The 24,882-nt window shown below is 63.2% G+C and carries 22 protein-coding genes and 2 pseudogenes; 19 read left to right on the top strand and 5 right to left on the bottom strand.

Features of this window, described 5'->3' with window-relative positions:
• Positions 1-299 precede the first annotated feature (299 nt).
• The 6 genes from CF70_RS31730 (at position 300) to CF70_RS31705 (ending at position 5,226) form a co-directional block, all read left to right on the top strand.
• The gene (locus CF70_RS31730; RefSeq protein WP_051649311.1) at positions 300-848 is read left to right on the top strand and encodes a hypothetical protein; all 549 of its coding nucleotides are present in this window, start codon (positions 300-302) and stop codon (positions 846-848) included.
• Positions 845-1,435, top strand: a complete 591-nt coding sequence (locus CF70_RS31725) for a hypothetical protein (RefSeq protein ID WP_035875207.1) — start codon at positions 845-847, stop codon at positions 1,433-1,435. The genes CF70_RS31730 and CF70_RS31725 overlap by 4 nt, the downstream gene beginning before the upstream one ends.
• Positions 1,436-1,453: 18 nt before the next feature.
• On the top strand, positions 1,454-2,260 hold the full coding sequence (locus CF70_RS31720; protein WP_035875204.1) for a hypothetical protein: 807 nt from the start codon (positions 1,454-1,456) through the stop codon (positions 2,258-2,260).
• Positions 2,261-2,334: 74 nt separating this feature from the next.
• Positions 2,335-3,027, top strand: a complete 693-nt coding sequence (locus CF70_RS31715) for a C39 family peptidase (RefSeq protein WP_035875201.1) — start codon at positions 2,335-2,337, stop codon at positions 3,025-3,027.
• A gap of 1 nt (position 3,028) precedes the next feature.
• Complete coding sequence (locus CF70_RS31710; RefSeq protein ID WP_051649308.1) at positions 3,029-3,808, top strand: hypothetical protein; 780 nt, start codon at positions 3,029-3,031, stop codon at positions 3,806-3,808.
• A gap of 59 nt (positions 3,809-3,867) precedes the next feature.
• The gene (locus tag CF70_RS31705) at positions 3,868-5,226 is read left to right on the top strand and encodes a hypothetical protein (RefSeq protein ID WP_051649306.1); all 1,359 of its coding nucleotides are present in this window, start codon (positions 3,868-3,870) and stop codon (positions 5,224-5,226) included.
• An 87-nt stretch (positions 5,227-5,313) separates the two neighbouring features.
• Here CF70_RS31705 and CF70_RS31700 read toward each other — a convergent pair whose 3' ends face one another.
• From CF70_RS31700 to CF70_RS31690, 3 genes and pseudogenes are all read right to left on the bottom strand, one after another.
• Positions 5,314-6,684, bottom strand: a complete 1,371-nt coding sequence (locus CF70_RS31700) for a sigma-54-dependent transcriptional regulator (protein ID WP_035875198.1) — start codon at positions 6,682-6,684, stop codon at positions 5,314-5,316.
• 125 nt (positions 6,685-6,809) lie between these two features.
• Complete coding sequence (locus CF70_RS31695; RefSeq protein WP_035875296.1) at positions 6,810-7,280, bottom strand: hypothetical protein; 471 nt, start codon at positions 7,278-7,280, stop codon at positions 6,810-6,812.
• Positions 7,281-7,859: 579 nt separating this feature from the next.
• A pseudogene (locus CF70_RS31690) lies at positions 7,860-8,619 on the bottom strand (solute carrier family 23 protein); the annotation flags it as partial.
• Between the two features lie 481 nt (positions 8,620-9,100).
• Here CF70_RS31690 and CF70_RS31685 point away from each other — a divergent pair.
• Together CF70_RS31685 and CF70_RS31675 are read left to right on the top strand one after the other, a co-directional pair.
• On the top strand, positions 9,101-9,304 hold the full coding sequence (locus tag CF70_RS31685; protein ID WP_035875195.1) for a cold-shock protein: 204 nt from the start codon (positions 9,101-9,103) through the stop codon (positions 9,302-9,304).
• 1,824 nt (positions 9,305-11,128) lie between these two features.
• Positions 11,129-12,223, top strand: a complete 1,095-nt coding sequence (locus tag CF70_RS31675; protein ID WP_035875187.1) for a replication protein RepA — start codon at positions 11,129-11,131, stop codon at positions 12,221-12,223.
• A gap of 300 nt (positions 12,224-12,523) precedes the next feature.
• Here CF70_RS31675 and CF70_RS31670 read toward each other — a convergent pair whose 3' ends face one another.
• Positions 12,524-12,727 carry a cold-shock protein gene (locus CF70_RS31670; protein WP_006159056.1) on the bottom strand — a complete coding sequence of 68 codons (204 nt, stop codon included), beginning with the start codon at positions 12,725-12,727 and terminating at the stop codon, positions 12,524-12,526.
• A gap of 365 nt (positions 12,728-13,092) precedes the next feature.
• Between CF70_RS31670 and CF70_RS31665 the strand changes: the two genes are divergently transcribed.
• The gene (locus CF70_RS31665) at positions 13,093-13,752 is read left to right on the top strand and encodes an AAA family ATPase (RefSeq protein ID WP_035875292.1); all 660 of its coding nucleotides are present in this window, start codon (positions 13,093-13,095) and stop codon (positions 13,750-13,752) included.
• 2 nt (positions 13,753-13,754) lie between these two features.
• Positions 13,755-14,771, top strand: coding sequence for a ParB/RepB/Spo0J family partition protein (locus tag CF70_RS31660; RefSeq protein ID WP_035875184.1), 1,017 nt, complete (start codon positions 13,755-13,757; stop codon positions 14,769-14,771).
• Between the two features lie 54 nt (positions 14,772-14,825).
• On the opposite strand, the gene CF70_RS31655 is transcribed toward CF70_RS31660, so the two are convergent.
• Positions 14,826-16,460, bottom strand: coding sequence for a phage integrase family protein (locus CF70_RS31655; protein WP_081862456.1), 1,635 nt, complete (start codon positions 16,458-16,460; stop codon positions 14,826-14,828).
• 506 nt (positions 16,461-16,966) lie between these two features.
• Between CF70_RS31655 and CF70_RS31650 the strand changes: the two genes are divergently transcribed.
• The 9 genes and pseudogenes from CF70_RS31650 to CF70_RS38515 all read left to right on the top strand — a co-directional run.
• Positions 16,967-17,824: a response regulator transcription factor gene (locus CF70_RS31650; protein WP_035875180.1), complete on the top strand. Its 858-nt coding sequence runs from the start codon at positions 16,967-16,969 to the stop codon at positions 17,822-17,824.
• Positions 17,825-18,021: 197 nt separating this feature from the next.
• The gene (locus CF70_RS31645; protein WP_035875177.1) at positions 18,022-18,480 is read left to right on the top strand and encodes a response regulator transcription factor; all 459 of its coding nucleotides are present in this window, start codon (positions 18,022-18,024) and stop codon (positions 18,478-18,480) included.
• Positions 18,481-18,580: 100 nt separating this feature from the next.
• Positions 18,581-18,892 (top strand): hypothetical protein, encoded by a 312-nt coding sequence (locus CF70_RS31640; RefSeq protein WP_051649304.1) that lies wholly within the window; start codon positions 18,581-18,583, stop codon positions 18,890-18,892.
• A gap of 649 nt (positions 18,893-19,541) precedes the next feature.
• Positions 19,542-20,213, top strand: coding sequence for a phosphatase PAP2 family protein (locus CF70_RS31635; RefSeq protein WP_051649303.1), 672 nt, complete (start codon positions 19,542-19,544; stop codon positions 20,211-20,213).
• Between the two features lie 112 nt (positions 20,214-20,325).
• Entirely contained in the window at positions 20,326-21,729 is a 1,404-nt protein-coding gene (locus CF70_RS31630) for an undecaprenyl-phosphate glucose phosphotransferase (RefSeq protein WP_035875174.1), read from the top strand.
• A 105-nt stretch (positions 21,730-21,834) separates the two neighbouring features.
• Positions 21,835-22,083 (top strand): acyl carrier protein, encoded by a 249-nt coding sequence (locus CF70_RS31625; protein ID WP_035875171.1) that lies wholly within the window; start codon positions 21,835-21,837, stop codon positions 22,081-22,083.
• Positions 22,080-23,276, top strand: coding sequence for an acyl-CoA dehydrogenase family protein (locus CF70_RS31620; protein WP_035875168.1), 1,197 nt, complete (start codon positions 22,080-22,082; stop codon positions 23,274-23,276). The genes CF70_RS31625 and CF70_RS31620 overlap by 4 nt, the downstream gene beginning before the upstream one ends.
• Before the next feature lie 10 nt (positions 23,277-23,286).
• The gene (locus CF70_RS31615; RefSeq protein ID WP_035875164.1) at positions 23,287-24,264 is read left to right on the top strand and encodes an amino acid--[acyl-carrier-protein] ligase; all 978 of its coding nucleotides are present in this window, start codon (positions 23,287-23,289) and stop codon (positions 24,262-24,264) included.
• Positions 24,264-24,881: pseudogene (locus CF70_RS38515) on the top strand (DUF1839 family protein); the annotation flags it as partial. The gene CF70_RS31615 and the pseudogene CF70_RS38515, both read left to right, overlap by 1 nt.
• Position 24,882: the final 1 nt, after the last annotated feature.

Raw genomic sequence — 24,882 nt, 5'->3', positions numbered from 1 at the left:
AGGCGGGCACGGCAGCCGCCGCGGGCCCTGTTTCAGCAATGTAACCGGCGCCCGCCCGCCCGTCGGGGCACACATGGCGCGGCGTCTGGCCTGATCCATCATGGCTGGGCGGCAGATCGGCAATAGCTTACAACCGGCTTCACTGCCAACAGCGTGTTTCAGTGCTGCAACCAAAATGTCCCCCCTTTTGCGGGGAACTTACACACGATCTGGCAACACACCCGCAAACCCTTGCCGGCGCTGGATCCCAGGGTATTGGCACGCTTGTCGCTCTGCTCCGCACAGGGAGATATAAAAAAATGACGCGACGATTCCTACAACGCGGGAGTGAGTTCTGCCATGCGTCAGCCGCCTGCGCGAATGACGGCACGAAGGCGCTCGTATCGGCTGGCGCGGCCTGCGCCCTCGGTCTTGCAGCTTTTGTCGCCGCCTTTGCTTCCTTCTCCGCGAGTGCAGATCCAGGCGATATCGTCGTTCTGCGCAGCGTCGAGCCGCACATTGCCTATCGCGGCATTCCGCAGGGGGACATGCCGGTAGCAGCCGCTGTCGAGCCGTTTCCGTCCGCCCGTTTCCAGCAATCCGCAGCCGCCGTGGTGAGCGACCTGACCGACAGCGATCTCGCTGCCGCGGTGGGCCGCAGCATCGGCGGCACCGCCGTGTCCGGCGCCGGCCAGCCTGCCACCGGGCGGCTGGCCGTGGTGTCCAGCCAGATCGAGGGCCTGGCCAACGGCAGTGGTGCTGGAGGCGTCTCGGGCGGCATCGCCGGCCAGGTCGCGCAAGCTACCGGCAGCATGAGCGGCGCCCTGATGCGCGCGCTGGCGCCGCTCGCGGTGGGGGGCCGGCCATGACTCTTACCCATGCTGCCGTTCTGGCCAGTCTGTTGCTGGCCAGCCTCCCATCCCACGCCCAGGGCACCGACACCGACAGCGCGCGCATCGATCCGGGCGCGCTCGCCGGCGTTGCCGGGCGCGCCGCAGTTAACCTGGCCGCCGGCAGCGGCAACGCGCAAAGCAACCAGGCTGCCATCGCGGACATTGGCAGCGCTACGGTGCAGTCGCGCCAGCACGCTGGCGCGTCCGTCCCCGCGGGCGGCGCCGTGAGCCAGATCGGCAACGGCGCATTCGCCAATGGCAGCGGACTGCTGAGCGCCAACGTGGCCAGCGGCAACGGCAACCTGCAAAGCAACGCGGCAGTGCTGGCGCCGGCCGCCAGCGTAAGGATCGAAGCCATCTCCGACGGCCTGCTCGCCGCGGAATCGGCCGGAGGGAGTCGCCCGGGTTCAGCGGGCCACGCAGCGGGACCCCGCGAGGCAGTCATCCAGCCGGATGCCTACCGCAACGCGACGGGCCTGGTGCAGCTGAACCAGACGGCAGGATCGGGGAATATCTCGTCCAACGTTTTTGTGCTCCGTCCCCCGGCGGGCACTTTTTTTTAAGCAGGGAAGGAGAAAATCATGAAAACGAAAATCCTCGCCATCGCAGCGATAACCGCGCTTTCCACCAGTGTGTTTGCCGGCGGCTTCAGCTATTTCGATCGGGCGGACGATGCCGATATCTTCAACCAGACCGCCATCAGCAACGACATCTACGTCCGTGGCCTCGGCTTTGCCTGGGGCGACATCCGCTTCAAGTCCGAATCGGGCGCGGTGGTCAACAGCCAGCAGAGCGCGCGCGACAATAACGTGCGCATCGGCCCTTCCAGCAATAGCGCATCCGGCGGCGGCAACGCGCTGTTCAATGCGCAAGGCAATATCGGCGTGAACATTTCCGCGGGGGCGGGTAATGGCCAATCCAACCAGGCCGCGCTGGCCAGCATCGATGCGTCGGACGTGTTCGCCTCTGCGCAGGTTTTCTCCAGCCAGAAGACCGGGCATAACGGCGTGCATATGGTCGGCGCGGCGAACAGCGCCAGCATGGGCGACAACATGCTGGCCGGGGCCAAGGGCAATGTCGGTGTGAACATCGCTGCCGGCGCCGGCAACCTGCAGAGCAATTCGCTGGCTGCCTCGGTCAATACGGGCAGCGGCAACAGCGGTGGCCGCAACGGTGCGCCAGTCGGCGTGCTGGCCAAGGCCACCGCCTCAAACGACCAGACGACTTACGGCAACGATCTGTCCATGTGCGGCTGCCGGCCGAGCAACGCTGCCACGCTCAGTGGCAGCGCCCTGGTCAACGCAGTCGGCAATATCGGCGTCAACATCGCCGCTGGCGCCGGCAATGCACAGAGCAACGGGCTCGCGATTTCCACCGCGGCCCATTGAAGCAGGATAAACGCGGCAGGAGAGCCGGGTACCGGGGGGTTACCGGCTCATCCCGCCCAACGGGGGGATGTGTCATGCGCGCGCTATTCCGCATGGCCGGGGCATGCGTGCTGCTAGCAGCGGCACTCAGCGCTCACGGTCAGAGCACGATGACGATCGACATCGACGGCCAGCCGATGCTCAGGAAGCCTGTCAAGAGCATGCTCGAGATGCGCTACCAGAACATGATGCGCCAGCAACTTGACTTCAGTTGCGGTGCGGCCGCGGTGGGTACGCTGCTGCGCTACGGCTATGGCTTTGACCTGGCGGAGCCCAGGATCGTCGAGGACATGCTGCGCATCGCCGACGCCGACACCGTGGTCAAGAACGGCTTCTCCATGCTCGACATGCGCAACTACGTGGAGACGCTCGGCCTGCGCGGACGAGGTTTCCGGGTCGACTACAGCGCCCTGCGGCAACTCAAGATCCCCGTCATCACCCTGCTCGACGTCAACGGCTACCTGCATTTCGTGGTGGTGCGCAAGGCAATAGACGGGCGCGTGTTCGTCGCCGATCCTGCGCTGGGGAACCGCATCATCAAGGAGGAGGACTTCGCGGCCAACTGGAACGGCCTGGTGTTCGCCATCGTCGGCCGGCCGTTCGACCCGAACTCGCCGCTGCTCAACATCACCGCGCCCGCCCTGCGCGAGCGGACCAACGCCGCGCTGGCCGGGGGCATGGTGCCCGCAGCGCTGGACTTTGGCCTGATCCGGATGGACTACTTCTGACATGGACGCCGCGCTTCGCCTCCTCTGCCTGAGCTGCTCGGCCAGCGTGGCGCTGACCGCATCGGCCGCCGCCCGCGCCTCTGCCGTGACGGACGACTTGAGCGCGGTGGTAGCCTCGCCGGTCATGGCAGAGCTCGTCGGTGACGACGAACTGGCGGCCGTGCGCGGCAAATACATGGGTGCAAGCCTGGTCAGCGGCTTCGTGGTGGAGATGGTCTCGCGCTGGCAGAACGACACGGCGATCGCGACGGCGAGCGCGCGCGTGGCGGCCGCCAACCTGGCCGCCGCCAGGGCGGTTTCCCAGGCCACCGCGAGCCTGTCGGCGCAGGTGCAGAGCCTGGCGCCAGGCAACGTGCAGGGCAATGGCGGCGTGGCCAGCTCCGCGGTGCAGGTGGCGGGCGTGGGCCAGGTCACGCAGATCGCGGGCGACGCCAACTCAGCCAGCAACGTCAGTACCATCACGACGCAGACCGCGCCCATCCAGGCGGCGACGGGCAACAGCAACCCGGCACCGCAAGTGGCTCAGGGCAACGGCATCACTGCCAGTGCCACGATCGCTGCTGGCGGTGGCGTCTCGGTGGCCATTCAATCGGCCGCGGGCAGCGCCACGCAGAATGCGCAGACCGGCAGCCTGATGCAAACCGCGCGCATCACCGGCGACGCGCAGCAAGTACTCAACCTCACCAACATCACGCTGCAGGTGCAGCAACTGTCAAACCGGCAACTGACCCAAACCAGCATGCGGGACGCACTAGCGGCGATGGCGACGATGCGACGATAATCCACCATGCAAGGGCTGGCGCACCCGCATCGCGCCCATTCAGATTTCCGGGGGGAAAGATGAAGAACGAATTCGCTCTGCTGGGGACCCTGGCGGGTACGCTGATCTCCACTGGCGCGTGGGCCCAGGTCAGCGTCCAGCCCAGCACAGACGAGCGGATCGAACGGCTGACGAATCTGGTCGAGCAACAGCAAAAGACCATCAAGGCTCTCGAGCAGCGCCTGAACGACCTGGAAATGGTCGGGGCGCGCGGACGAGGGGTGGCAGGAGGAACGGGGAACAGTGCCGAGGGGAACGCTGGTGGCGCCATGACCGCCGCCGGTGTTCCCTCATTGGCACAAGAGGCCAGCCCTGCCACACCTGGCGCGACAGCCGCAGCCACCGCAGCCACCGCAGCCTCCGCGACTTCCGGCAGCGATACCCCTGTAGTGGGTTCGGATGCGCGCGAAACCCAGCAGCAGGCACGCGTGCAGAGCAAGGACCTGGTCTACCAGAGCGAGCACGCGCCGCTGTTCGAGCGGCGCCTGACCATCGACAGCGGTTTCATCTATAGCTACTACGACCGGCGCGCGCTGTCGCTGTCCGGCTTCCTGGCACTGGATGCCATCTTCCTCGGCACCATCAATCTCAACCAGACCAAGTCGTACACGCTCACCTACGACACCATCGCGCGCTATGGTCTCTCCGACCGCTTTTCGATGGATTTCGACCTGCCGCTTATCTACCGCAATACCAATTTCCTCTCCGGCGGTGCGGGCGGCTCCGCATCGAACCTGTCCGACGCGACGCTCAGCACGGCAGCGCCGGGCGACATCAGCATGGGGTTGTATTATCAGTTCCTGCGTGAGAGCGGCGCGGCGCCCGACGTCGTCGGCAGCATCCGCGTACGCGCACCCACCGGGCGCTCGCCGTTCGGCATCAAGCTGGTTCCGGCGGACCCCAACAACAACAATCTCAATATCGCCGACCAGTTGCCCACGGGCAACGGCGTATGGGCCGTTACCGCCGGCCTGTCGCTGCTCAAGACCTACGACCCGGTGGTGCTGTTCGTGAATGCCAGCTACACCTACAACATCAAGCGCTCGGTGAGCGATATTTCCTCGGTGCAGGGACAGGTCACGCCGGCCGACGTCAAGCTGGGCGACACGTTCGGCTTTGGCGGCGGCCTCGCGCTCGCGCTAAACGACCGCACGTCGATGTCGCTGGCCTTCAATGCCTCCATTTCGGGCAGCACGCAGGTCACCACCGCCGGCGTTACGCAGACCGTCATCGGCAGCCGTTCCAATGTGGCCACCATGACCTTCGGCTTGAATCACGTGATCACCAAAGGCTGGTCGGTGAGCGCCGCGATCGGCCTCGGGCTGACACCCGACGCGGCGAACTACACAGTGACGCTGCGCTTCCCTTATACGTTCTGAATCAGGTAGGCCGCTCCCGTCCTCCCCCAAAAAAAGCGGGCCGCAGCCCGCTTCCGTCCTGTATGCCGCTTCTGCGGCGATGTGTTGTTAGTCGCCGGCGCCGGGGCGCGCTTCGATACGGATATTGTGCTTGTGCATCAGCCGGTATAGCGTGACCCGCGAGACGTTGAGTTCGCGCGCGGCCGGCACCACATGGAAGCCGTGACTTGCCATCACGGTACGGATCGCCTCACGTTCAGCCTCTTCGCGGATCGCATCCAGGGTCTTGCGCGGTGAGTCGCTGCCGCCGTGCAGCTGCAGGTCCTCTGCGGTGATCTTGCGGTTATCGGTCATCACGATGGCGCGCCGTACCCGGTTGATCAGTTCGCGTACATTGCCGGGCCACTCATATTGCATCATGGCCTGGGTGGAGCACGGCGAAAATCCGCGAATGCGCCGGTGCGCCTCGTGGCCGTGTTCGGCGAGTACCGAGTTGGCCAGTAGCAGGATGTCCTCGCCGCGTTCGCGCAATGGCGGGATCGACAGGGTCAGCACGCATAGCCGGTGGAACAGGTCGGCACGGAAGCGACCGTCCGACTGGGCCGCCACCAGGTCCACGTGTGTCGCCGAGATGATGCGCAAATCCAGCGGGATCGACTGGTGCCCGCCGAGCCGGGTGATAGTGCCTTGCTGCAAGAAGCGCAGCAGGGCTACCTGGCTTTCCAGGGGCAGGTCGCCAATCTCGTCGAGGAACAGGGTGCCGCCCTGCGCCTGCTCGATCCAGCCGATTTTGCGCTGGTTGGCGCCGGTGAACGCGCCCTTCTCGTAGCCGAACAATTCGGACTGCACCAGGTGCGGCGGGATTGCGCCGCAATTGATCGCCACGAACGGACCTTTGCGGCGGCTCGAGGCTTCATGGATGGCTTGCGCCGCCAGTTCCTTGCCGGTGCCGGACTCACCGGAGATAAATACGGGCGCCTCGTTGTGCGCCACCTTGGCGAGCGAGCGGAACATGGAACGCATGGCCGCGCACTCGCCGATCATCGGTCCGTGGCCGATCAGTTCGTGGCTGCGGGCGCCATGCAGGCAGGCCATGCCGTGCGCGTGCTTGAGCGTGTAGAGCAGTTCGCTGAACGAGAACGGCGTGCGCACGTAGTCCACGCAGTAGTCGCGTATCAAGCGCCGCACGCGTTCGTCTTCCAGCATGCGCGACGACGTGATCGCCACCCACATCACGTGCAGGTATTGCAGGCTTTGTTCGAGCTGCATCAGGTCGGCATCGCTGTATTCGCTCTCGAGATCGAGCACGCCAGCCATCGGCGCGCTGCCCCGTACGACCCGGCTCAGATCCCGGATCTGCTGAATATGGCGAATCTCCCAGCCGGAGCCGAACTGGGCCGGGTCAAATCCATAGGGTTCGTGGCGCGATACGACCAGCACCTGTGCGGTGCGTGTCGCCGCCTTGCACAGTCGGTCCATAACGTTCTCCCTGACATTGAGCACTTTGACTATTCCAGCTTCCGCCACGGCCGCGCTCTGATGCGGGCTCTGTTTGCGGCCAAGCTGAGTCGGTTGGGGAGGCTCCCCCACGCGCAACGTCGGCATTACGGTTTGGACTGACTGCGGGACTGCTCGCCGAGAATGGCGGTGTGGTCGCCTCCGGCCTGGAGCTGGTCGCGAATACGCCGGCGCACCTCGTCTTTCTCGCGCGTCAGCTCGCTGCGCGGTGCCTCCAGCGACTGGCCCGAGTAACGGTAATAGAGCGCCTTGTAGGTCAGTTGGCTAAGGATCCATTCCTGCAGCAACTCGCGCTGGCGGGACAGTTCGCTTTCGAGCGAGCGTTGCCGCTGCAGCAATTGCTCGATCGCTGCCCGCACATGGGGTAGCAGCGTCTCGTCCTGGCTCAGGAATGCTTCGACGGTACTGGCGGCAGGATCGCCCCGCTCGCTGATGCGGCTTCGGCGCGGTGCCTCGGCTGCGGCTTCCCCCAAAGCCAACCAGGCACGGTGAATGGACAGGCTGGCGGACTCGCTGATGGGCCCCATGGCGGGTCGCCGGATTTCTCCTGCGGTCATGATGTGATCCCCGTTGAACAACACCCCCGGCACTACACGTTCGCGATTACCACTTATGTTTGATCTTATTGTTTGCTCTTCTAATCGGGCGGGCGTGTATCCGCGCGCTCCTTTCGTGGTGGCGAAGCCATCTGGACGATGGTCTGATCGTTCAGTCCTTGCCGTCTGTGTGCGGTGGACTTGTTTCTGTCTAGATTTTCAGGCCTGACTACACTGCGCCAGCGGCGCGACCCCGGAGTGCCGGAGTCAAGAAGGGGCGCCCTTAAAGCGCCCCGCTATCTGCCACGCCTCTAGTTCAGTGCATTTGGGCCTGTTTGTCCAGCCCTCAGTATGGGCACTCAGCCGAATATCATCCTTTCGTATGAGCCACCTGCCCAAGATCATCTGCCTTGCGAGGTAATTGGCCACTTACTTTTTGTGTAAAAAGAACGACAGTTTGGGTGCCTGGCAAACCTCGGGCACGTTTCGGGGGATACGCAGAAACGGGTACGCTCCAGCGATCCCGGAGGCGGCAAAGCGCTCCGCGAGCGACGCAGAAACGGGTACGCGCGTCGTCGCGGGCCAATCGCACCTGCGGGCTCAATGCCCCGGCAAGCGATAGAACTTGAAGACAAAGACAACTGCGACGATCCACACCAGGACCGGGACCGTGCGGGCCCGCCCTGTCAACAATTTGAGCCCCGCATAGGTAATGAAGCCAAAAGCCACGCCCTTTGCCACCGAATAGGTGAAAGGCATGCCAGGCGCGGTCGGCACGGCGGGTACCACCTCGGTCGCATCGCTCCGGTCCAGGTCCACCAGCTCGCGCAACATCAGGCATGACACGTAGAGCAGCGCCGGCGCCGTGGCATAGCCGGGCACGGTGCCCGCGAGCGGAGCGATGAACAGGCTGGCGAGAAAGAGCGTCGCCACCGTGACCGCGGTAAGCCCGGTCCATCCACTTGCCTGCACGCCTGATGCGCTTTCGATGTAGGCAGTGGTGCACGACGAGGTGCCGGGAAATATCCCGCCATGATCGCCGTGCTATCGGCCATCAGTGCCTTGTTAAGCCGGTCCATCTTGCCCGCCTTTAGCAAGGCAAGCCGGCGCGATTGGCCACGCCCACCTGCGCCGGTGGCGTCGAACAACTCCGCCAGGAAGAACACCAGCACCACATTGATGATGCCGATCGACAGGGCGGCGGAGATATCGAGGCCGAGCAGGATCGGCGCAATGGAGGGCCGTGGAACGTGTTGTCGCCGACTACGAAGCTAAGGATGGTGGTCAGCAGGATGCCGATCAGGATCGCGCCTTTGACCTTAAGGTGATCGCGTGCCAGGATCACGAAGAAGCCGGCGATGCAGGTCATGGTCAGGAACGTGGTTAGCCCGGCCAGCAACTCAGTGCGCGCGCCGGTCGGTGCTCGCTCAAGTTGAACAAGCGCTTCACCTGTGAGACTCCGGCGACACCGGCGGGTAGACTGGGGTTTGCTGGCGGGTTCCTGCCCAGGCTACTGACGCTGTGCACGTGCGGCCAAGCGTACTGTCTGGCAATTTCTTCCCCCCTGCACCGCTGCCGGCCAATAGGCATCATCTGAAAAATGTGATGATCCCATGACGATCCGCAGTGGATCCGGGCAGACATCCAGAATCACCCTACCTTGACGCTGACGCTAATCCGCCGTATAAACCCCGCTAGATTCAAGCGACGAGGCAACAGCACATTCGTTAGCCACCGTCATGGTACTTCCGTTGTCCATGGTGTCCTTTCCTTGAGTTGCTTTGCTCGGATACGCGTGAGCTATCCGTTTCTTTTAAATTTTTCCCAGGAAAAGCAATACCATGCAAACCGGTATCGTTAAATGGTTCAACGACGCCAAGGGCTTCGGTTTCATCAAGCCGGACGCTGGCGGTGACGATCTCTTCGCGCACTTCTCTGAAATCCGCTCGGAAGGTTTCAAGTCGCTGCAGGAAAACCAACGCGTGTCGTTCGAAGTCAAGAACGGCCCGAAGGGCCTGCAAGCCGCGAACATCACGCCGCTGTAAGCAATAGACTGGCACCCCGCCCTGGGGTGCGCCCAGTCAGGAAAACCCCCCCCCCCCCGGGGGGGGGGGTTTTTTTTCGCCCGCGCGTACTGCGTGCGCGGCGGATCGGCCAGGCATGGCCCTACACCCACTCGGCGCGCTACGGCGGACCGCCAACCGTGCGGCATCCATGCCGGCATGCAGCTGGCAGCGCAACGCACTGGCGGCCCCAAACGGCGCCGCCGCCGCCTGCCGGCCCAAATCAGCCCCATTGGCGAAAGCGCTCCCGGCAATGCACGCAGAAATGGGTACGCTCGCCTGCGGCGGGGCTGAAGAGAACTCCCGGACACCCCAAATCACTCCGCAGAAATGGGTACGCCCAAGGCGCGTTGAGCACCCGCGGCCATTTCCGATGGCCAAAAGCTACGCAGAAATGGGTACGCCTCATCATTCAGGCGCTTCGCGTCGGCAACTGAACGGCGTTTGCCGGCTGTGACGCAGCAAGTCGTCACGCAGAAACGGGTACGCGCTGCGCCAGATCCGTCCTCCACCCCCCGAGGCTGGGCGAAAGCCTCTCCGCAAGCAGCGCGATGATGCAACGCCGCAACGCAGAAACGGGTACGCCCCCTAATTTTTCGGCCAGGCCCCATCACTAGCGCAACCGCGCCCGTCTCGCAGAAACGGGTACGGAGTGCGCGGCTTTCGGGCACCGTGGCGCAGTTGCCCCCCTCACGCAGAGCCCCCGCGCCACCTGGCGCCACGCCAACTCCTTGCCGCGGCAAGGAAAACCGTGCTCCCCCGCAGAAATGGGTACGCCCTGGACGCGACGAAGGCGTTTCTTCCGTCGCAGAAATAGGTACGCACCCGTCTAGTCGTCGCGCACCGCCGGGGCACTCCACCATCCCCTCACCACCAACAGCACGCAGAAACGGGTACACCACCGGAAAGCCTTTAATTTATTTATGATCTTTGAGTGCAAGCACTCGCTTTCAATAAGAATGTTGTGTATAATAGAAAAGAGGACGGGCTTGCGGAAAACAGTGGCGGCAGGTGTGCGCAGAAACGGGTACGCTTCGAGCTAAAAGCTTGCTTGCCAAGCCCGCAGAAACGGGTACGCAAAGCACTGTGGAGCAACGGAATCCGTGATTCGCAGAATTGGGTACGCCGCAGAAATGGGTACGTTTTGCGTGCGCCAAGGGCCGGGGCTCGGATTTCAAATGGCGCCGCGCAGAATTGGGTACGGAAATGAAACGGCAAGCACCCTTGTTACGCAGAATTGGGTACGGGCGCGATGAGAGAGGGCTTTGGCGGGATAGGCGGCGTACCCGTTTCTGCGGGGATAACTAGTCCGTAAACCGGATCCCGACGGTATACGTGACGAAAAACGCCCCTGATACGCAGAAACGGGTACGCTTTTCGCCCGAGAGACTGTGGAAAAGCCTGTGGGAACAGCGACTTATCCCCGCAGAAACCGGTTCGGGCTTTGCGCTGAAACGGGTTCGGTATACCGCAGAATCAGGTACAGCACTTCGCAGAATCGAGTACGGTTTCACGCAGAATCGGGTTCGGTGAGGTCATATTTCTGCTTAAGAATCAGAGCCTTGGGCGCTCCGTATACGGTTTACAAGTAGTTAACCCATACTCTTATCGTTTACCGGTAGCTGATGGGTTGCCGTCCGTGGACAACCCTCCGGGATTGCCCACCGCCGGCAACCATGCGACCAGTCTGGAGACCCCTCACCCCAAAACACGCGGCATTGCAGGAAATTCGTCTACTGAACCCGTTTCTGCGTGACAAGGCTGTTGGCTTCGCGTAAAAAGTCGGGTATTCCGAAGCACGCCAATATGCCGATCAAACGCAACCAGACCATCCTTGGGTCTCGCGGTCCCGCCGATGTGGACAGTGAGCCCTCCCGCATCATCGTTCCCGGCGACGAGAACAGTCTGGTTCCGTCCGAGAAATTCCAGCGGCTCTTTGACGAAGCCCAGGCCATGGAGCGTGAAGACGCCTGGCAAAGCGGCGAAGTCGGCTTTCTGAGCCGGGCCAGTGTGCAAGTCACCTTGCCTTATCGCGCGCCAAAGGGTGCTCCCCCAGTGTGGACGCGGACCAGCGGGAATATTTCGCTGATGATCCAGCCTGGCTATTTCACCCAGCAGCGTTCAGAAAAAGCGAGCAATGGTCGCCAGAAACTGGTATCCGAGACGGTGTCGCTCGGGTATCCCTACGGCTCCTATCCGCGCCTTATGCTTGCCTGGATCGGCAAGGAAATCATGGCCAAGAAGAAGCGGGGCGAGTTTACGGGAACCGTAGAGGACCGTCGCATCTCGCTTGGCAACTCCTTGTCCGAGTTCATGTACAACCTGGGCATTCCGATGGCCACAGGAGGTAAACGCGGAACCATGACCCTGGTGCGGCAACAGATGATCCGTCTGTTCTCCGCCACAATTGCGATCGTCCAGAACAAGTCAACGCCCAGCCAGAACCAAAACCAGAGCCACGAGCCTCTTTCGATTGACCGTGTTGGTTACCTGCTGGCAGACCAGCTGTCGACGTGGTGGGATCCCATGCAGCCTGGCCAGGGATCCATGTTCGAGAGTTTCGTGGTCTTGTCCGAGCCGTTTTTCAATGAACTGGTTAATCGGCCGGTTCCGGTTGATATGCGTGCGTTGAAAGCACTCAAGCAATCCCCGTTCGCGCTCGATGTTTACTCCTGGCTAACCTACCGTTTTTTCACGATCCAGCGCCGTACCGAGATCCCCTGGGAAGCCTTGCAAATGCAATTCGGCACGGAAACCGAGAGCGAGCGTAAATTCCGCGCGCTGTTCCGCAAGGCGCTCAAGGATGTGCTGGTGGTCTATCCAGGCGCCAAGGTGGACGCCGATTCCTCCAAGGCGCTGATCCTGCAGCCTTCCCGGACGAGCGTTCGCAAGCTGGCCTGATCCTGGCCATACGTGGTGCGGAACCCGCGGGCTGATCCAGCGCGCGGGTTTTTTGTTACTGGAGGGTATTTGTGCCTGCGGAGATAAGAAGCATCGTGGCTGTCCGCAGGTCTTGCCTGGCGGGCGCTTCCGATGGGGGAGCCGTCGCGGAGACGGCGCCTGGGAACAGACGGTAGGCGAGGCGTGGCCATCCGGCTGTGTAAACACAAAAGGCAAGCGAAAACGCTTGCCTTTTGCTTTGCTGACCACGCTTGGCCCGGAAGCCTCGCGTGATCGGCGATTTCGGCGTGATTCGTGAGATCAGGCCGGCTTGATGGCGGATGCCTGCAAGCCCTTCGGGCCCTGCTTTACTTCAAACGTGACGCGCTGACCATCCTTGAGCGTCTTGAAGCCCGAACCCTGGATTTCGGAGAAGTGCGCGAACAGATCCGCACCGCCGTCGTCCGGGGTAATGAAGCCAAAGCCCTTGGTCTCATTGAACCATTTGACCGTACCGGTTGCCATGTGAATTTCCTTTCGAAGCAAGTTCTTGTACACAACGCTAACAACGCTAACAACCGTTCAAGCACGCTAAGTTCTCGTAGTTACCGAACGGACGCCGACGAGGTGACACGACTTGACTCGACTGTAGCGGGCATCATAACCAGTTTGTCTAGTTGTGTCATGTGCGTCGAAAGACGCACTATCGATACTTTAGGCGTATTTCATGCCGCATTTCAAGTGGAAATCTTTCATTTCCATAAAGCGAAATGCCACCAGTAATTTTATATTTTAAATATAAATTCAAAAAACAGTTGAGCCAGCACGTCACTTTGACTAAAGTTGCGGCTAGAGTTAATCGCGCTTTCAGCGCTGAAAGAGAGGTCTTAGTGCCAGCAAAAATCATCACGGTCTTTAACCAGAAGGGCGGGTGCGGAAAGACCACGGTCAGCATGCATCTCGCGGGTACGCTCGGTCTGCGCGGCGCACGCTCGATGCTGGTAGACATGGACGAGCAGGGCACCGCCACGCGTTGGGCCGCGCAGGCGAGCGACGAGCGACCCTTTCCTGCGTCCGTGATCGGCCTGGCCCCATCTGGGGGCGCCATGCATCGCGAGGTCAGGAAGTTTGTGCAGGACTACGATTACATCGTGGTGGACTGCCCCCCAGCCGTGCATTCGGCGGCTCCCTCAAGCGCACTGTTGATCTCCGATCTGGCGATCATTCCCGTCGTTCCGTCTCCTCCCGATCTCTGGGCTGCCGTGGCGGCCAAGACGCTGGCCCAGCATGCGCAGGTCCAGAACGAGACGCTCCGCATCCGCGTGATGGCAAACATGGTCCAGCGGCGCGTTTCCATTGCACGCCAGGCGATTGAAATATTGGGCGACGATTCGGAGGTGCCCCTGATGCATTCCATGATTGGCTCACGTTCGGCTTTCCGCGAATGCCAGGCGATCGGGTGCACGGTGCATGGTGTGGCGGGCGCGCGTGAGTCCGTGCAGGAAGTCGACATGATGGTCGACGAAGTCTTGTCTTTGATTGAGCAATAGGTATGGCAACAAAATTGAAAAGCCTCAAGGCAGGCATGCTGGCGGGAATGGCGGCCGAAAAGACGCGGGGCGACGCGCTCGACCGCTTTGCCCGTGCCGAAGCGGCAATTTCGCAGCATCCCAATGGTCTGTTGCAAGCGCGCAGCCGCGAGCCGAATCCCATTTTCAGCGCTGAAAGTGAGACGGAGGACGAGGGGGACGGGCGGATCCTGATGAAGGTTCCTCTGGCACAACTGCACGACAACCCGTTCAATGCGCGCCGCATCTATGATCCGGTGGTGGTCCAGGAACGGGCCGCTTCCATAGCCACGCATGGTCAGAAGACCCCGGGCCTGGCTACGCCGGATCCGGCGCGTCCAGGGCACTACATCCTGATCGACGGCCATTACCGCAAGCGCGCGCTGGCATCGGCGGGAAAGCTCGAGATGGAATGTTTCATCGAGAGCAACCTGAGCGATCTCGATTTCTATCGCTTGTCCTTCCTGCTCAATGAACAGCGTTCCGACCAGTCGGCGCTGGACAATGCAATCGCTTGGCGGCAACTCCTCGACGAAGGCAAGGTCCAGAAGGAGGAAGATATCTGCGAGCTGACCGGCATGTCCGCAGGGACCGTCAACAAGACCCTCGCGCTGTTAAGGCTCCCGGATTCTGTGTTGGGTGTCATGCGCGAGCGGCCCAGTGCAATCGGCATTGCGACCGGTTACGAACTGACGCTTTATTGCAAGATCGTGGGAGAGGACCGTACCCGCGACCTGGCTGCCCGGATCATGGCGGACGGCTTGTCCAGTCGCGAGGTCGAGGCCATTCGCAAGCATGCACAGGAAGGAAAAGCGCGCAAGATCAAGGAAATCAGTCGCCAATATAAGATCCGGAGCGATGGTGGCCTATTGCTGGGAACGATCAAGGAGTGGGATTCCGGCCGCGTGATGCTGGACGTGCAGGTGGGCGATCGCGGCGCCCGCGAAGCCCTGGTTGAGGCACTCAAGGCACGCTTCGGCCTGGACAAGCCTGCGGGCTGACGGCTGGGCGGCAGCATAGGGGACGGTGGCCGCGGCTCGTTCGTCCACGAGGCGTCATCCGATGGCCGGTGTCCCCGACGCGATGATGCCGGCTGCGGCCCCTGCATCGGGCGCGCGCGTCATGCGGGTTCGCCGCCCCGCAAGATCACGCGGAGAGCGCGCCGCGAATCCCGCATCTTCCTCTTCGCGATAGCGTTCGATCGCCTGGCTCAACAGCGCGTGCAGGCCCCGCACCGAGTAACCGGCACCTGGCGACATGTCGGCTTTGCGCCTGGCTCGCCCGGTGGGTGGCAGCCGGGGAGGTCCGATCAGCACGATCGGTTGGCCAGCCTGACCGTGCCAGTCCAGTCCGCGGTCTTGCCAGTGACGCTCCAGCGCGATACGCGCCGGCGCGCTGAGGGCTTTATCTCCACAGCCGGGTTCGCCGGCCACGCCGAGCTTGTCGCGCGTGAATGTCGTCAGGTCGGCAAAACCAATATGTTGCTCCTGGAGCAAGCGAACCGCTGCCTCCGCGGCACGGTACCGCAGCCCCTCGGCGTCCCGCCCCCGAGCAGCCAGCCAATCCAGAAACCGGGAAAGGGAATCGAGCGAGAGCGGGCTGCCCACCCCGGCAGGCATCGCGGCACGTTGCGCGTTGGCCCGTGTCTCGGGCTGCCAGACATGGTCCGCAAGATAACCCTGAATCTGCAGCCACTCAAATAGCGCACCAAGGATGCGCGACGCGTGAAGCACGCTGCTTTCCGACAGCGGACCGGTGAACGGACGCCACGCTGCCGATTCCCTGGGAGCGCGCGGTCCGACCCATAGCCGGACGGGACCGGGATTGCGCAGGAACCCAAAGTACTCCAGACGATCCTGGCCGTCCAACGCGGCCAGCGGCTTCCGCCGTTCCATTGCGGACCAAAGCAGCAGCCTCTCGGCTTCCTTGCGATAGGCCAACCAGGTACTCCGTTGCGCGCGATTGGCTGCAAGCCACCCGTGGACAGCCGCAAGATCGCTACCAAAAGAGACGTTAGAATCACTATTGTATTGGGTCGCCTGCGCCGTCGCGGATCCGTCCTCGCGCATGAGTTCGAACGGCACAAGCTGGCGCATGCGGGGCCCCAGCGCGGCCTCCGTCAAGCGGCCCTGGGCGCCAAAATGCTCGCGCAGCAGTGGCTCGCCCCGCTCGTCCCTGACGACATCGCGATGATCGGCCAGCCAGCGGTTGATGACCGTCCCGGCGAGCGCCCCGATACGCGGAACCGATCGCCACCACGCACCGCCGTGGCGATTGGCGAGTTCAACCAAAATATGCAGATTGGATATCTTTTGGGCGCGTAATCGTCGCGCCAGGGCGGGAGCAAACCATAGCTCGATGCCATGATCCGCACGCGGCCGTGCGGTGCCGAGCCGCTCCAGTTCGGCCAGGGCTTCCACGCGCCGGTCCATGCCCCGATTGGAGCGGCCGGGGCCGAGCTCGAGCAACTCGGCCAAATCCTGCCTGTTATGCAGGTGCGCCAGCTGTACCATGCGGTCACGCAGGCCGAGCAGCAAGCGCAGTGCGGACTCGCCACCAGCGTCGTCATCGCCGTCGTCGGACAGGTAGCGCCCGGCAACCATCGCGGCCGGCATACCCTGCACGTAGGCGCGGACGGCCGCGAATTCGCTTCGGGTGAGGCTCAGATTGGGGGCCTTACCGGGCTGCATGACAATGCCCAAACGGGCAGCTAAGATATTGATTCATAAGGCACTTAAGCGATCGCTAAATGCATCCGGGTAGAAATGCATAGTGAAGTTTAATGCCGATAATTATAACGCCGAATCCATGCGGCATCCCCGGATCGCGCGTGCCACAGGTTTCGACGCCGCGCGGTGCGGTTGCGTACATGGCGCCGTTGGCATCGCGCGACATCCTTTGACGGGTGTAACCCTCCCTTGCATTCACCCGCACCTGTGCATATCCTGATACCCAGAGTTAGAGTTCTTTAACTCTGACTTAAGAAACATCTAAAGCGTAAAAAACGCAAACGGGGCGATTCGAAACGACTCCACGGGATGGTCAGTCGGGCAGCTTAACCTGGACGGGTGCGTTGCCATGGCCTGGAGACGAGACGGATCGTATGGAACTGCAACCGCAACATAGCGGTCAGTTCCGTTAGCATGCGCGGGTTGTCGCGGGGCTCGCCATGCCGAAACAATAAAAGAGAGCGGCCATGGCCACAATCCTCTTGATCGAGCCACATCCTCTGCTGCGCCTGGGTCTGCGCCATCTGTTAACTCAAGCTGGACTCCACGGCGATCTGGTCGACATCGATCCGACTTCCTTGCCCCATCCTGCCGAATGGCTCTGCCACGCCGATTTGTTGGTCTATGGTTTGCCGCCGGACCAGGATGCAGGCTGGCAGTCGTTGGGAGACATCTGCCAGACCTTGATGCCCAGGCGGATACTGGTGTTGTCGGACCAGATCCCATCGCACTCGATCAGCGCTCGGATGCCAGACAATGTGCGAGGCGTGTTGTCCAAGGGCTGCAGCGCCGAGATGCTCGACGCGGCGATCCGCCTGGTTCTGGCCGATGGCGAGTGTTTCCCCGCGCGCGCGCAGGCTGCGCATGGCGCCGATGGCGTCTCGCCGTGGCCGACCGACAATGCGCGCCATGCCGCAACGGCGCTGCATATGCTGGCCGGGCCCGGCCAGGCGGATAGCGAGGCCGCAACCGCCACTCAACATCCATCGCGCCGCGCATCCGATGTGGCACCGGAGCCTGAAACGCCATCAGTGGGCTCGCATCTGCTCAACATTACAGAACGCCAGTACGAGGTGCTGGCACTGCTGGCACGCGGCTATCCGATCAAGACCGTCAGCCGTTTGCTGAACATTTCCGTGGCCACGGCCAAGACCCATGCGTGCACCCTGTACCAACGCCTGCACGTACGCAACAAGGGCGAGGCGGTCTACGTGGCGTTGCAGCGCGGTGCGAAACTGAGCTGGCCGGGCCCGGCTGCCGCCGCGCCGATTCGCGGCGCCGCCCAACTGGTTGATTTCGCCGCTGTTTGCCAGGCGGCCGCCTGAGCAGAGCGGTACCTGCTCCCCGCCTGGCCGGCGGGGGCATGGCAACCCGCAAGCGCTTCAATCGTCGGCATGAGCCGCCTCATCCAAACGCACGAGGCGGCGCTTTGTTGTAGTTGCTACGCTTTTGACAAGTGCCGCATGCGATAGGCGATCCCTGTGCCTGCCGGCCGGATGTCCACCCGCGTCCCCCCGAGTCGATGACAACGCTCCTGCTCGCCCACAATATGATGCTGCGCCGCGGACTGCTGCGCCACCTTCGCGAAATCTCATCACTCACGCCGGTATTGACACAGACTCCCGAATGGCTGCTGGCTGCGCCAGCGGCGGAAATGCCTCCGGCTCCAGTGGATTTCGCGCTGCTGGATTGCAGCGGCACGGACGCCGATCCGCAGGTCCTCGTCGACACCCTCTGCGCGCGCCTGGCGCCAAGGCGCTGGCTGATCCTGTGCGAGGCGTCCGGCTCCGGGGTGGCAAGCTATGCCGCCCGCCTTGGCGCGAGCGGGTGCCTGACCGTGCCGGCCACGCCCGAGCAGGCGCGCGCGGCGGTGGAACTGGTCCGCGCCGGCGGCCAGTGTCTTCCCCGCAGCGCCTTCTCCATGACACCCGCGCCGGATCCTTCCCCCATTCGTTCAGGTGGATCTACGGCAAGGGGATGAGGGCGGACGGCCGCGCTGGCAACTATGCTGAAGGCGCGCGGGTAACGAAGCCGGGAATATCAACTTCAATACGGCCGCCGCGCGTTGCAGAGGGGGTCATATGGACGCGGGACTGGACGTCCTGGTTGTGCGCGGCTTTGCCGTGCCCGAAGGCCGGGGCAAGTGGGCATGTTGCTATGAAATCAGATTGACGACCGGACGCGATGGGCCACTGCTCTATCGCGGCGAACTGCATGGCCGGCGCTATAGCTGTGAAGAGGCAGCCATTGCCGCGGCGACCTTCGCCGGCGAGCAGGAAGCGCGCCGGCAGTTGGCAACCGTCATGGAGGGACTGATTGCCCGCCATGAGTATTGCGTGGTGGTAGCGGGCGAGCAGGCGCACGACGGCCGCAATGACGCGGCCACGGGCTAGCGGCGGCGCCAACCAGCCAGGCAAGGCGATGCGCTCTGCGAGTATCGGGACGCGGCAAGGCGCCGGCAAGACAAAGGGGGAGGCGAAAAGCGCGTGTTCGGGGGACCGGAGCGATCCGGTGCGTATTCAATTCGGATACGCACACGCGCATTTCGGTTGCAGCCAGTGCTGCGCCGGATCTTGATGGCCACGGTAACAGCCGCGTAGCACAAGCGGCGGACCGTGGCCTATTTGTTTTGTTCCGGCGCGGGACTGGCGGCCCGCCCGCATCGGCGTTGATCGGTATCGGCACGCTTGCCGTGGAACCGCGAGCAAAAAAAAGAGCCCGCCGACCGGGGGACCATGCGGGCTCTAAAGTGGCCGGCACGATTCCGCTCGGCGGGCCACTGTTCAGACGATAGTCAAACAGCGGTGGCACGCCTATCGACCAGAAGCCGCATCCGCCACGCAGCGCATCGCGTGGCGGCCGCGGCGCCCGCGATGTCCGCCAGCCCAATAGGCGCAACGGACCAGCCGCTTTACGTGTCCGGCACATCTGCGACTTGTCATGCTTTTGGCTGGGTGGAGATGTTGCCACCGGCCGGTGGCGGGGACTGGAAAATGGCTCAACTGTGTTACTTTTCTCGCGTACTCGATCCTCGACGCAATCATGCTTAACTGGCAATTCATCACCCGCTTCGGCGAGACCTCCCTGCTGCTGCCGGGCGCGATGCTGATCACCGCCTGGCTCTTTCACACCCGCGCTATCGCCAGCGCGTGGCGGTGGTTCCTGAGCTTCGGCGTGGCGGCCGCGATGGTGCTGGTCTCCAAGCTGGCGTTCATGGGCTGGGGCATCGGCAGCGCCGCGCTCGATTTCACGGGTTTCTCAGGGCATAGCATGATGGCCGCATCGGTACTGCCGGTACTGCTCTATCTACTGGTCCCGAACTCGTGGCAACGCCTTGCCTTTGGCGCCGGCTGCATGGGCATGCTGCTCGCGTTGCTGGTCGGCTTTTCGCGACTGGAACTGGACGCGCACTCCAGTTCGGAGGTCCTGAGCGGACTCATCCTTGGCTTTGGCGTGAGCCTGCCCTTTGTCCTGAACTCGGAACGGCCGGTACGCTCGGCCCCGGTCGTGGCAGCAAGCCTGGTGCTTGTGCTGATGCTGGCGGTACCTGTCACGGGTGTCGCCGCGCCAACACATCGCTGGCTGGAGGTGCTCGCGACCCGGCTGGCCGGGCGTGACAAGCCTTTCCAGCGCGGTCAGTGGTGCTCCTGGGCATTGCAGAACGGGCACGAGCAGGTGTTGACGCACCTCGCACCGGTGCCGTTGATGCGTTGACGCCGGCAGGGGCCGGAGCCGGCCTCTGTGTGCGTAAGCAAACAGACGTGGCGCCCTTGCGGCGCAATCATGGTCTCCATCACTGCTTGGGTTTGCCAGGCGGAGGCCATTCATGTCGACAGACCGAGCTTTTGTAGCCGAGCGGCAAGCCGCCCTGCAAATCATGTACCGCATCGCCGATGCAGCCATCATCGCCGCCTGCGGCGTGGTGGTCGGTGCCTTGCTCTTCCCCCACGGCATCCGCGGTGCCTCACCGGTGCACGGTTTCCTCATAGCCTTGTGCGCGGTGGGTGCCTTGCTGGTGTTTCCCGCCTGCGGCCTTTACAGTTCCTGGCGCGGCCGCAGCCTGGCTGCATTGGCGCTGCGCACGGTGGCGGCGTGGTGCGCGGTCTGTCTGCTGGGCCTGGTCACAGTCTTCCTGATGCACCAGGTTGCCGCACTCTCGCGGTTGTGGTCCATGACGTGGCTGCTCAGCGTCGCCGCCGCGCTGGTGGTATCGCGCCTGGTGCTGTACAGCATGCTGGGCAGTGTGCGTGAACAAGGCCTCAACGCCAAGCGCGTCGTCATCCTTGGCTATGGGACGCTTGGGAATGAGTTGTACCAGCGCGTGCAGCGCATCCGCGGCGCCGGCTACGATGTGGTCGGCATCTACGACGAGCGCGAGAAGCCGATTCCCGTGGGCGTGGCAAGGCTCGAGTCGCTGCAGCACGTCTGTGACTTCGTACGCAGCAATGGCGTGCGCGAGATCTGGCTGACGCTGCCGATGGCAGCATGCCGCGACCTCTATGACGTGGTGTTCCAGTTCCGCAATGACATGGTCGACGTGCGCTGGGTGCCCGATATCATGTCGGTGGAACTGCTCGGTCACCGCTTCAGCAATTTCCTCGGCATGCCGGTGATCGACCTGAACAGTCCGCCTGTGTCCGGCATCACCGGGCTGTTGAAGGCGAGCTTCGACCGGGTCTTCGCGCTGTGCGTGCTGCTTTGCCTGTCGCCGGTGCTGCTGGCCATCGCACTCCTGGTCAAGTTTTCTTCGCCGGGCCCTGTGCTGTTCCGCCAGAGAAGGCTCGGTATGGACGGCTCTCCGTTCAATGTCTACAAATTCCGTACCATGATGGTGCACCAGGAGGCCGGTGTGACACAGGCCACGCGCGATGACGTGCGGGTGACTCGCATCGGTGCCTTCCTGCGCCGCACAAGCCTGGACGAGTTGCCCCAATTCCTCAACGTGCTGCGGGGCGAGATGTCGGTGGTCGGTCCACGCCCCCATGCAATGGAACACAATGAGTTCTACAAGGAACTGATCGACCGCTACATGCTCCGGCACCGCGTCAAGCCAGGCATCACCGGCTGGGCGCAGATCAACGGCCTGCGCGGCCAGACCGACACCGTCGAGAAGATGCGCAAGCGCGTCGAGTTCGACATCTACTACATCCGCAACTGGTCGTTCCAACTGGACATCTCCATCATCCTGCGAACTGCAGTGCACGGATGGACCGGCAAGAGCGCGTTCTGAGTTTGTGCGATCCGCCCCGCTTGCCGCGCCATTGGTGGAGGAACGCACGCCCCGCCAAGGCGATTCCGTGTTCAACGGCTCCCGTATCAATCGCTGGAGATCAGCATGAAAGCAACGATCCGTCACATCCTTGGCGAGGTAGCAAGACTCACGGTTCCGGCGGACCAGCTGGACGATGGCACAGATCTCTACGAGGTAGGCCTGTCGTCCCTGGCGACCGTCCATGTGATGCTTGCCATCGAGAATGCCTTCGATATCGAGATTCCGGACCGGATGCTGACGCGGCAGTTGTTCCGCAGCATTGATTCGCTCGCCACTGCGGTGCAGCAGATCAAGCAGCAGGAGGCAGCGTGAGTGCGCCGCTGGCCAGGGTGGAACTGGCGCATCCTGGCGTGGACCCGGCTTCCAGCGCGGCGCTGATTGCCGCCGCTCATGTCGTGGCCGCTGTGGCGGCGGAGCACGGGGACCAGGTAGATCGCGAGGCAAGGTTCCCCCAAGAGGCGCTTGCCGCCCTGCGTGAGCAGCGGCTGCTTGGCGCCATGGTGCCAACCGCATACGACGGTGCGGGAGCATCGCTCGATACCATCGCGGCCATCTGCCAGATCCTTGGCGCCGCCTGCTCGTCCACCGGCATGATCTACGCCATGCACCAGATCCAGGTGGCATGCGTGGCCGGGCATGGCGTGGGCAGTTCGTGGCATGAAAGCCTGCTTGCCCGCATCGCGGCCGAGCAGCTCCTGCTGGCCTCCGCCACATCGGAGGAAACCATCGGGGGTGCATTGCGAAACAGCGGCTGCGCGGTCGACGCCGACGGCGAGCATTTTCACCTGTTGAAGATCGCGCCCACCATCTCGTACGGTGCGTACGCGGATGGCATCCTCGCGACTGCGCGGCGGCACGCCGATGCTTCGCCGTCGGACCAGGTGCTGGTGTGCGTGCTGCACGGCGACTACACGCTTCAGTGCCTCAATACCTGGGATACGCTTGGCATGCGTGGCACTTGCAGCAATGGTTTCCGCCTTGAAGCGGCCGGGCAAGTTGCCCAGGTATTGCCCGTTGCGTTCGGCGAGATCGCCGACGTCACCATGACGCCGGTCTCGCATATCCTCTGGAGCGCACTCTGGCTTGGCATCGCGGGCGACGCGGTCCAGCGCGCAAAAAATCTCTTTCGGGGGCAGGCGCGGGCGCGACCGGGTTCGCTGCCGCCCTCGGCGTCCCATGTTGCCGAAGCGGTGAGCCAGTTGCAGATGATCGAAGGACGGCTCGGGTTGGCCCTTGCGCGTCAGCGCCAGCGTCACGCTGCTGCGTCGGTATCGGCTTCGTTCTCGCTCGCGGCTGAGATGAACGGCTTGAAGACTTCGGTTTCGGAGATGGCGCTGCAGGTGGTGCACCAGGCCATGCTGGTTTGCGGCATGGCCGGCTACAAACAAGGCACGCCCTATAGTCTCGGCCGTCATCTGCGTGATCTGTGGTCCGCGCCCCTGATGATCAATAACGACCGTATCCTGGCCAACACCGCCAACCTGCTGCTGGCCGATCGTTCCTGAAAGAAACAAGATGGATTCCACTGCCCTTATCAGCGACACCCTGGCCACGAGCGGCGCCGACGAGCCGGCGGCGGCCTGCACCGGACAGCCCACGTTTCTCGCGGCGCTGCTCGATGCCGGCCTCCTGATCCCGACTGGCGTGCAGGGCTTGTACGGTCGCAGTGAGACCTTCGAAGCCATTGCCGACGGCCTGAACGCGGCGATCACCGCGCTCGGCAGCGACCAGCACGCTGAGATCCTGCGATTTCCGCCCGCCATCGGCCAGGCTGACTTCGAGACCAGTGAATACATGAAGAGCTTTCCCCAGTTGGCGGGCACCGTCCACAGCTTTTGCGGCGACGACCGCGGCCACCGCCGCCTGCTTGCACGGCTGGAGGATGGCGATGCGTGGACCGACCAGCAGGCATTTTCCGGCGTGGTATTGACACCGGCAGCCTGCTATCCGGTCTACCCGGTGATGGCGCGCCGCGGACCGCTGCCGTGGCAGGGCAAGGTGGTCGATGTGCTGTCCTATTGCTATCGGCACGAGCCCTCGCTGGAGCCGACGCGGATGCAATTGTTCCGGCAGCGGGAATACGTGTGCCTGGGGCCGGCCGAGCGCATCGTGGCATTCCGTCAGCTATGGATGGAGCGCGGGCTGCAACTGGGCAAGGCGCTCGAGCTCCCGGTGCAAGTCGACGTGGCCAATGATCCGTTCTTCGGGCGCGGCGGCAAGATCGTGGCCGACAGCCAGCGCGAGCTCCGGCTCAAGTTCGAGTTGCTGATTCCCGTCAATGACGGGGCGCCGCCTACCGCCTGTATGAGCTTCAACTACCATATGGACCATTTCGGTGCCTTGTGGGGCATCCGGACAGACGACGGTGGCACCGCCCATACCGGTTGCGTGGGCTTTGGCATCGAGCGGCTCGGGCTTGCCCTGCTGCGTCACCATGGACTCGAGCCGGCGCGCTGGCCGCGAGGCGTGCGCGAGCGGCTCTGGAGCGCGTAATGCATGGAACACCCAAGTTGGGGGGGCGCGGCGGTTTCGGTCTGCGCGGCGGGAACCCGGTGTGGTCGCACGCAAATTGCAATGTCGATCTGTGGATAGAGCTTTTGCATGGCTGGGAACTCGAGCCCATTGCCGCACTGGCATTTACCGTGAGCCAGGATTTCGAGGGCGATCAGTTCACGTTATTCAGTTTCCCGTTCGGCGATCTCGAGCGGCTCTATGGTGTCACCGTGCACGACTTGTCCGTGTACGACAACCTGGAGGGGCACATTGCCGCGCAGACATGCCGCGGGAACGTGGTACTGCTTGATGTCGACAGTTTCAACCTGCCGTATGCCGCCGCCGCCGGCTACCGGCGCCTGCATGCGCGTTCCTGCATCGGTGTGGACCTGCTGGTGCCGGAGGCCTCGACCGCCGGTTACTACCATGGCGACGGCTACCACACGGTCAGCGGCGAGGAGTACCAGGCCATCTTCCGGCTGCCGGCGGAACTGAAGGACAAGAATATCGCGCCGTATCCGCAAGCGAGAGTGGTGCGGCGCCGCTTTGCTCCCCAGACCGATGCCGCATTGGTGCGGATCTCGCTTGACATGCTGCGCCGCCACCTGGGACGGCGGN

Source organism: Cupriavidus sp. SK-3 (assembly GCF_000611145.1).
GTDB lineage: Bacteria > Pseudomonadota > Gammaproteobacteria > Burkholderiales > Burkholderiaceae > Cupriavidus.
This window is presented reverse-complemented; position numbering and strand designations above follow the sequence as displayed.

What these genes read in the sequence shown, in the direction of transcription:
- CF70_RS31615 (WP_035875164.1), top strand. Translation starts at nt 23,287, where the DNA reads ATGGATTCCACTGCCCTTATCAGCGACACCCTGGCCACGAGCGGCGCC.
- CF70_RS31625 (WP_035875171.1), top strand. Translation starts at nt 21,835, where the DNA reads ATGAAAGCAACGATCCGTCACATCCTTGGCGAGGTAGCAAGACTCACG.
- CF70_RS31640 (WP_051649304.1), top strand. Translation starts at nt 18,581, where the DNA reads ATGGACGCGGGACTGGACGTCCTGGTTGTGCGCGGCTTTGCCGTGCCC.
- CF70_RS31730 (WP_051649311.1), top strand. Translation starts at nt 300, where the DNA reads ATGACGCGACGATTCCTACAACGCGGGAGTGAGTTCTGCCATGCGTCA.
- CF70_RS31705 (WP_051649306.1), top strand. Translation starts at nt 3,868, where the DNA reads ATGAAGAACGAATTCGCTCTGCTGGGGACCCTGGCGGGTACGCTGATC.
- CF70_RS31685 (WP_035875195.1), top strand. Translation starts at nt 9,101, where the DNA reads ATGCAAACCGGTATCGTTAAATGGTTCAACGACGCCAAGGGCTTCGGT.
- CF70_RS31660 (WP_035875184.1), top strand. Translation starts at nt 13,755, where the DNA reads ATGGCAACAAAATTGAAAAGCCTCAAGGCAGGCATGCTGGCGGGAATG.
- CF70_RS31635 (WP_051649303.1), top strand. Translation starts at nt 19,542, where the DNA reads ATGCTTAACTGGCAATTCATCACCCGCTTCGGCGAGACCTCCCTGCTG.
- CF70_RS31695 (WP_035875296.1), bottom strand. Translation starts at nt 7,280, where the DNA reads ATGACCGCAGGAGAAATCCGGCGACCCGCCATGGGGCCCATCAGCGAG.
- CF70_RS31700 (WP_035875198.1), bottom strand. Translation starts at nt 6,684, where the DNA reads ATGGACCGACTGTGCAAGGCGGCGACACGCACCGCACAGGTGCTGGTC.
- CF70_RS31655 (WP_081862456.1), bottom strand. Translation starts at nt 16,460, where the DNA reads ATGCAGCCCGGTAAGGCCCCCAATCTGAGCCTCACCCGAAGCGAATTC.
- CF70_RS31725 (WP_035875207.1), top strand. Translation starts at nt 845, where the DNA reads ATGACTCTTACCCATGCTGCCGTTCTGGCCAGTCTGTTGCTGGCCAGC.
- CF70_RS31715 (WP_035875201.1), top strand. Translation starts at nt 2,335, where the DNA reads ATGCGCGCGCTATTCCGCATGGCCGGGGCATGCGTGCTGCTAGCAGCG.
- CF70_RS31645 (WP_035875177.1), top strand. Translation starts at nt 18,022, where the DNA reads ATGACAACGCTCCTGCTCGCCCACAATATGATGCTGCGCCGCGGACTG.
- CF70_RS31650 (WP_035875180.1), top strand. Translation starts at nt 16,967, where the DNA reads ATGGCCACAATCCTCTTGATCGAGCCACATCCTCTGCTGCGCCTGGGT.
- CF70_RS31720 (WP_035875204.1), top strand. Translation starts at nt 1,454, where the DNA reads ATGAAAACGAAAATCCTCGCCATCGCAGCGATAACCGCGCTTTCCACC.
- CF70_RS31675 (WP_035875187.1), top strand. Translation starts at nt 11,129, where the DNA reads ATGCCGATCAAACGCAACCAGACCATCCTTGGGTCTCGCGGTCCCGCC.
- CF70_RS31710 (WP_051649308.1), top strand. Translation starts at nt 3,029, where the DNA reads ATGGACGCCGCGCTTCGCCTCCTCTGCCTGAGCTGCTCGGCCAGCGTG.
- CF70_RS31670 (WP_006159056.1), bottom strand. Translation starts at nt 12,727, where the DNA reads ATGGCAACCGGTACGGTCAAATGGTTCAATGAGACCAAGGGCTTTGGC.
- CF70_RS31630 (WP_035875174.1), top strand. Translation starts at nt 20,326, where the DNA reads ATGTCGACAGACCGAGCTTTTGTAGCCGAGCGGCAAGCCGCCCTGCAA.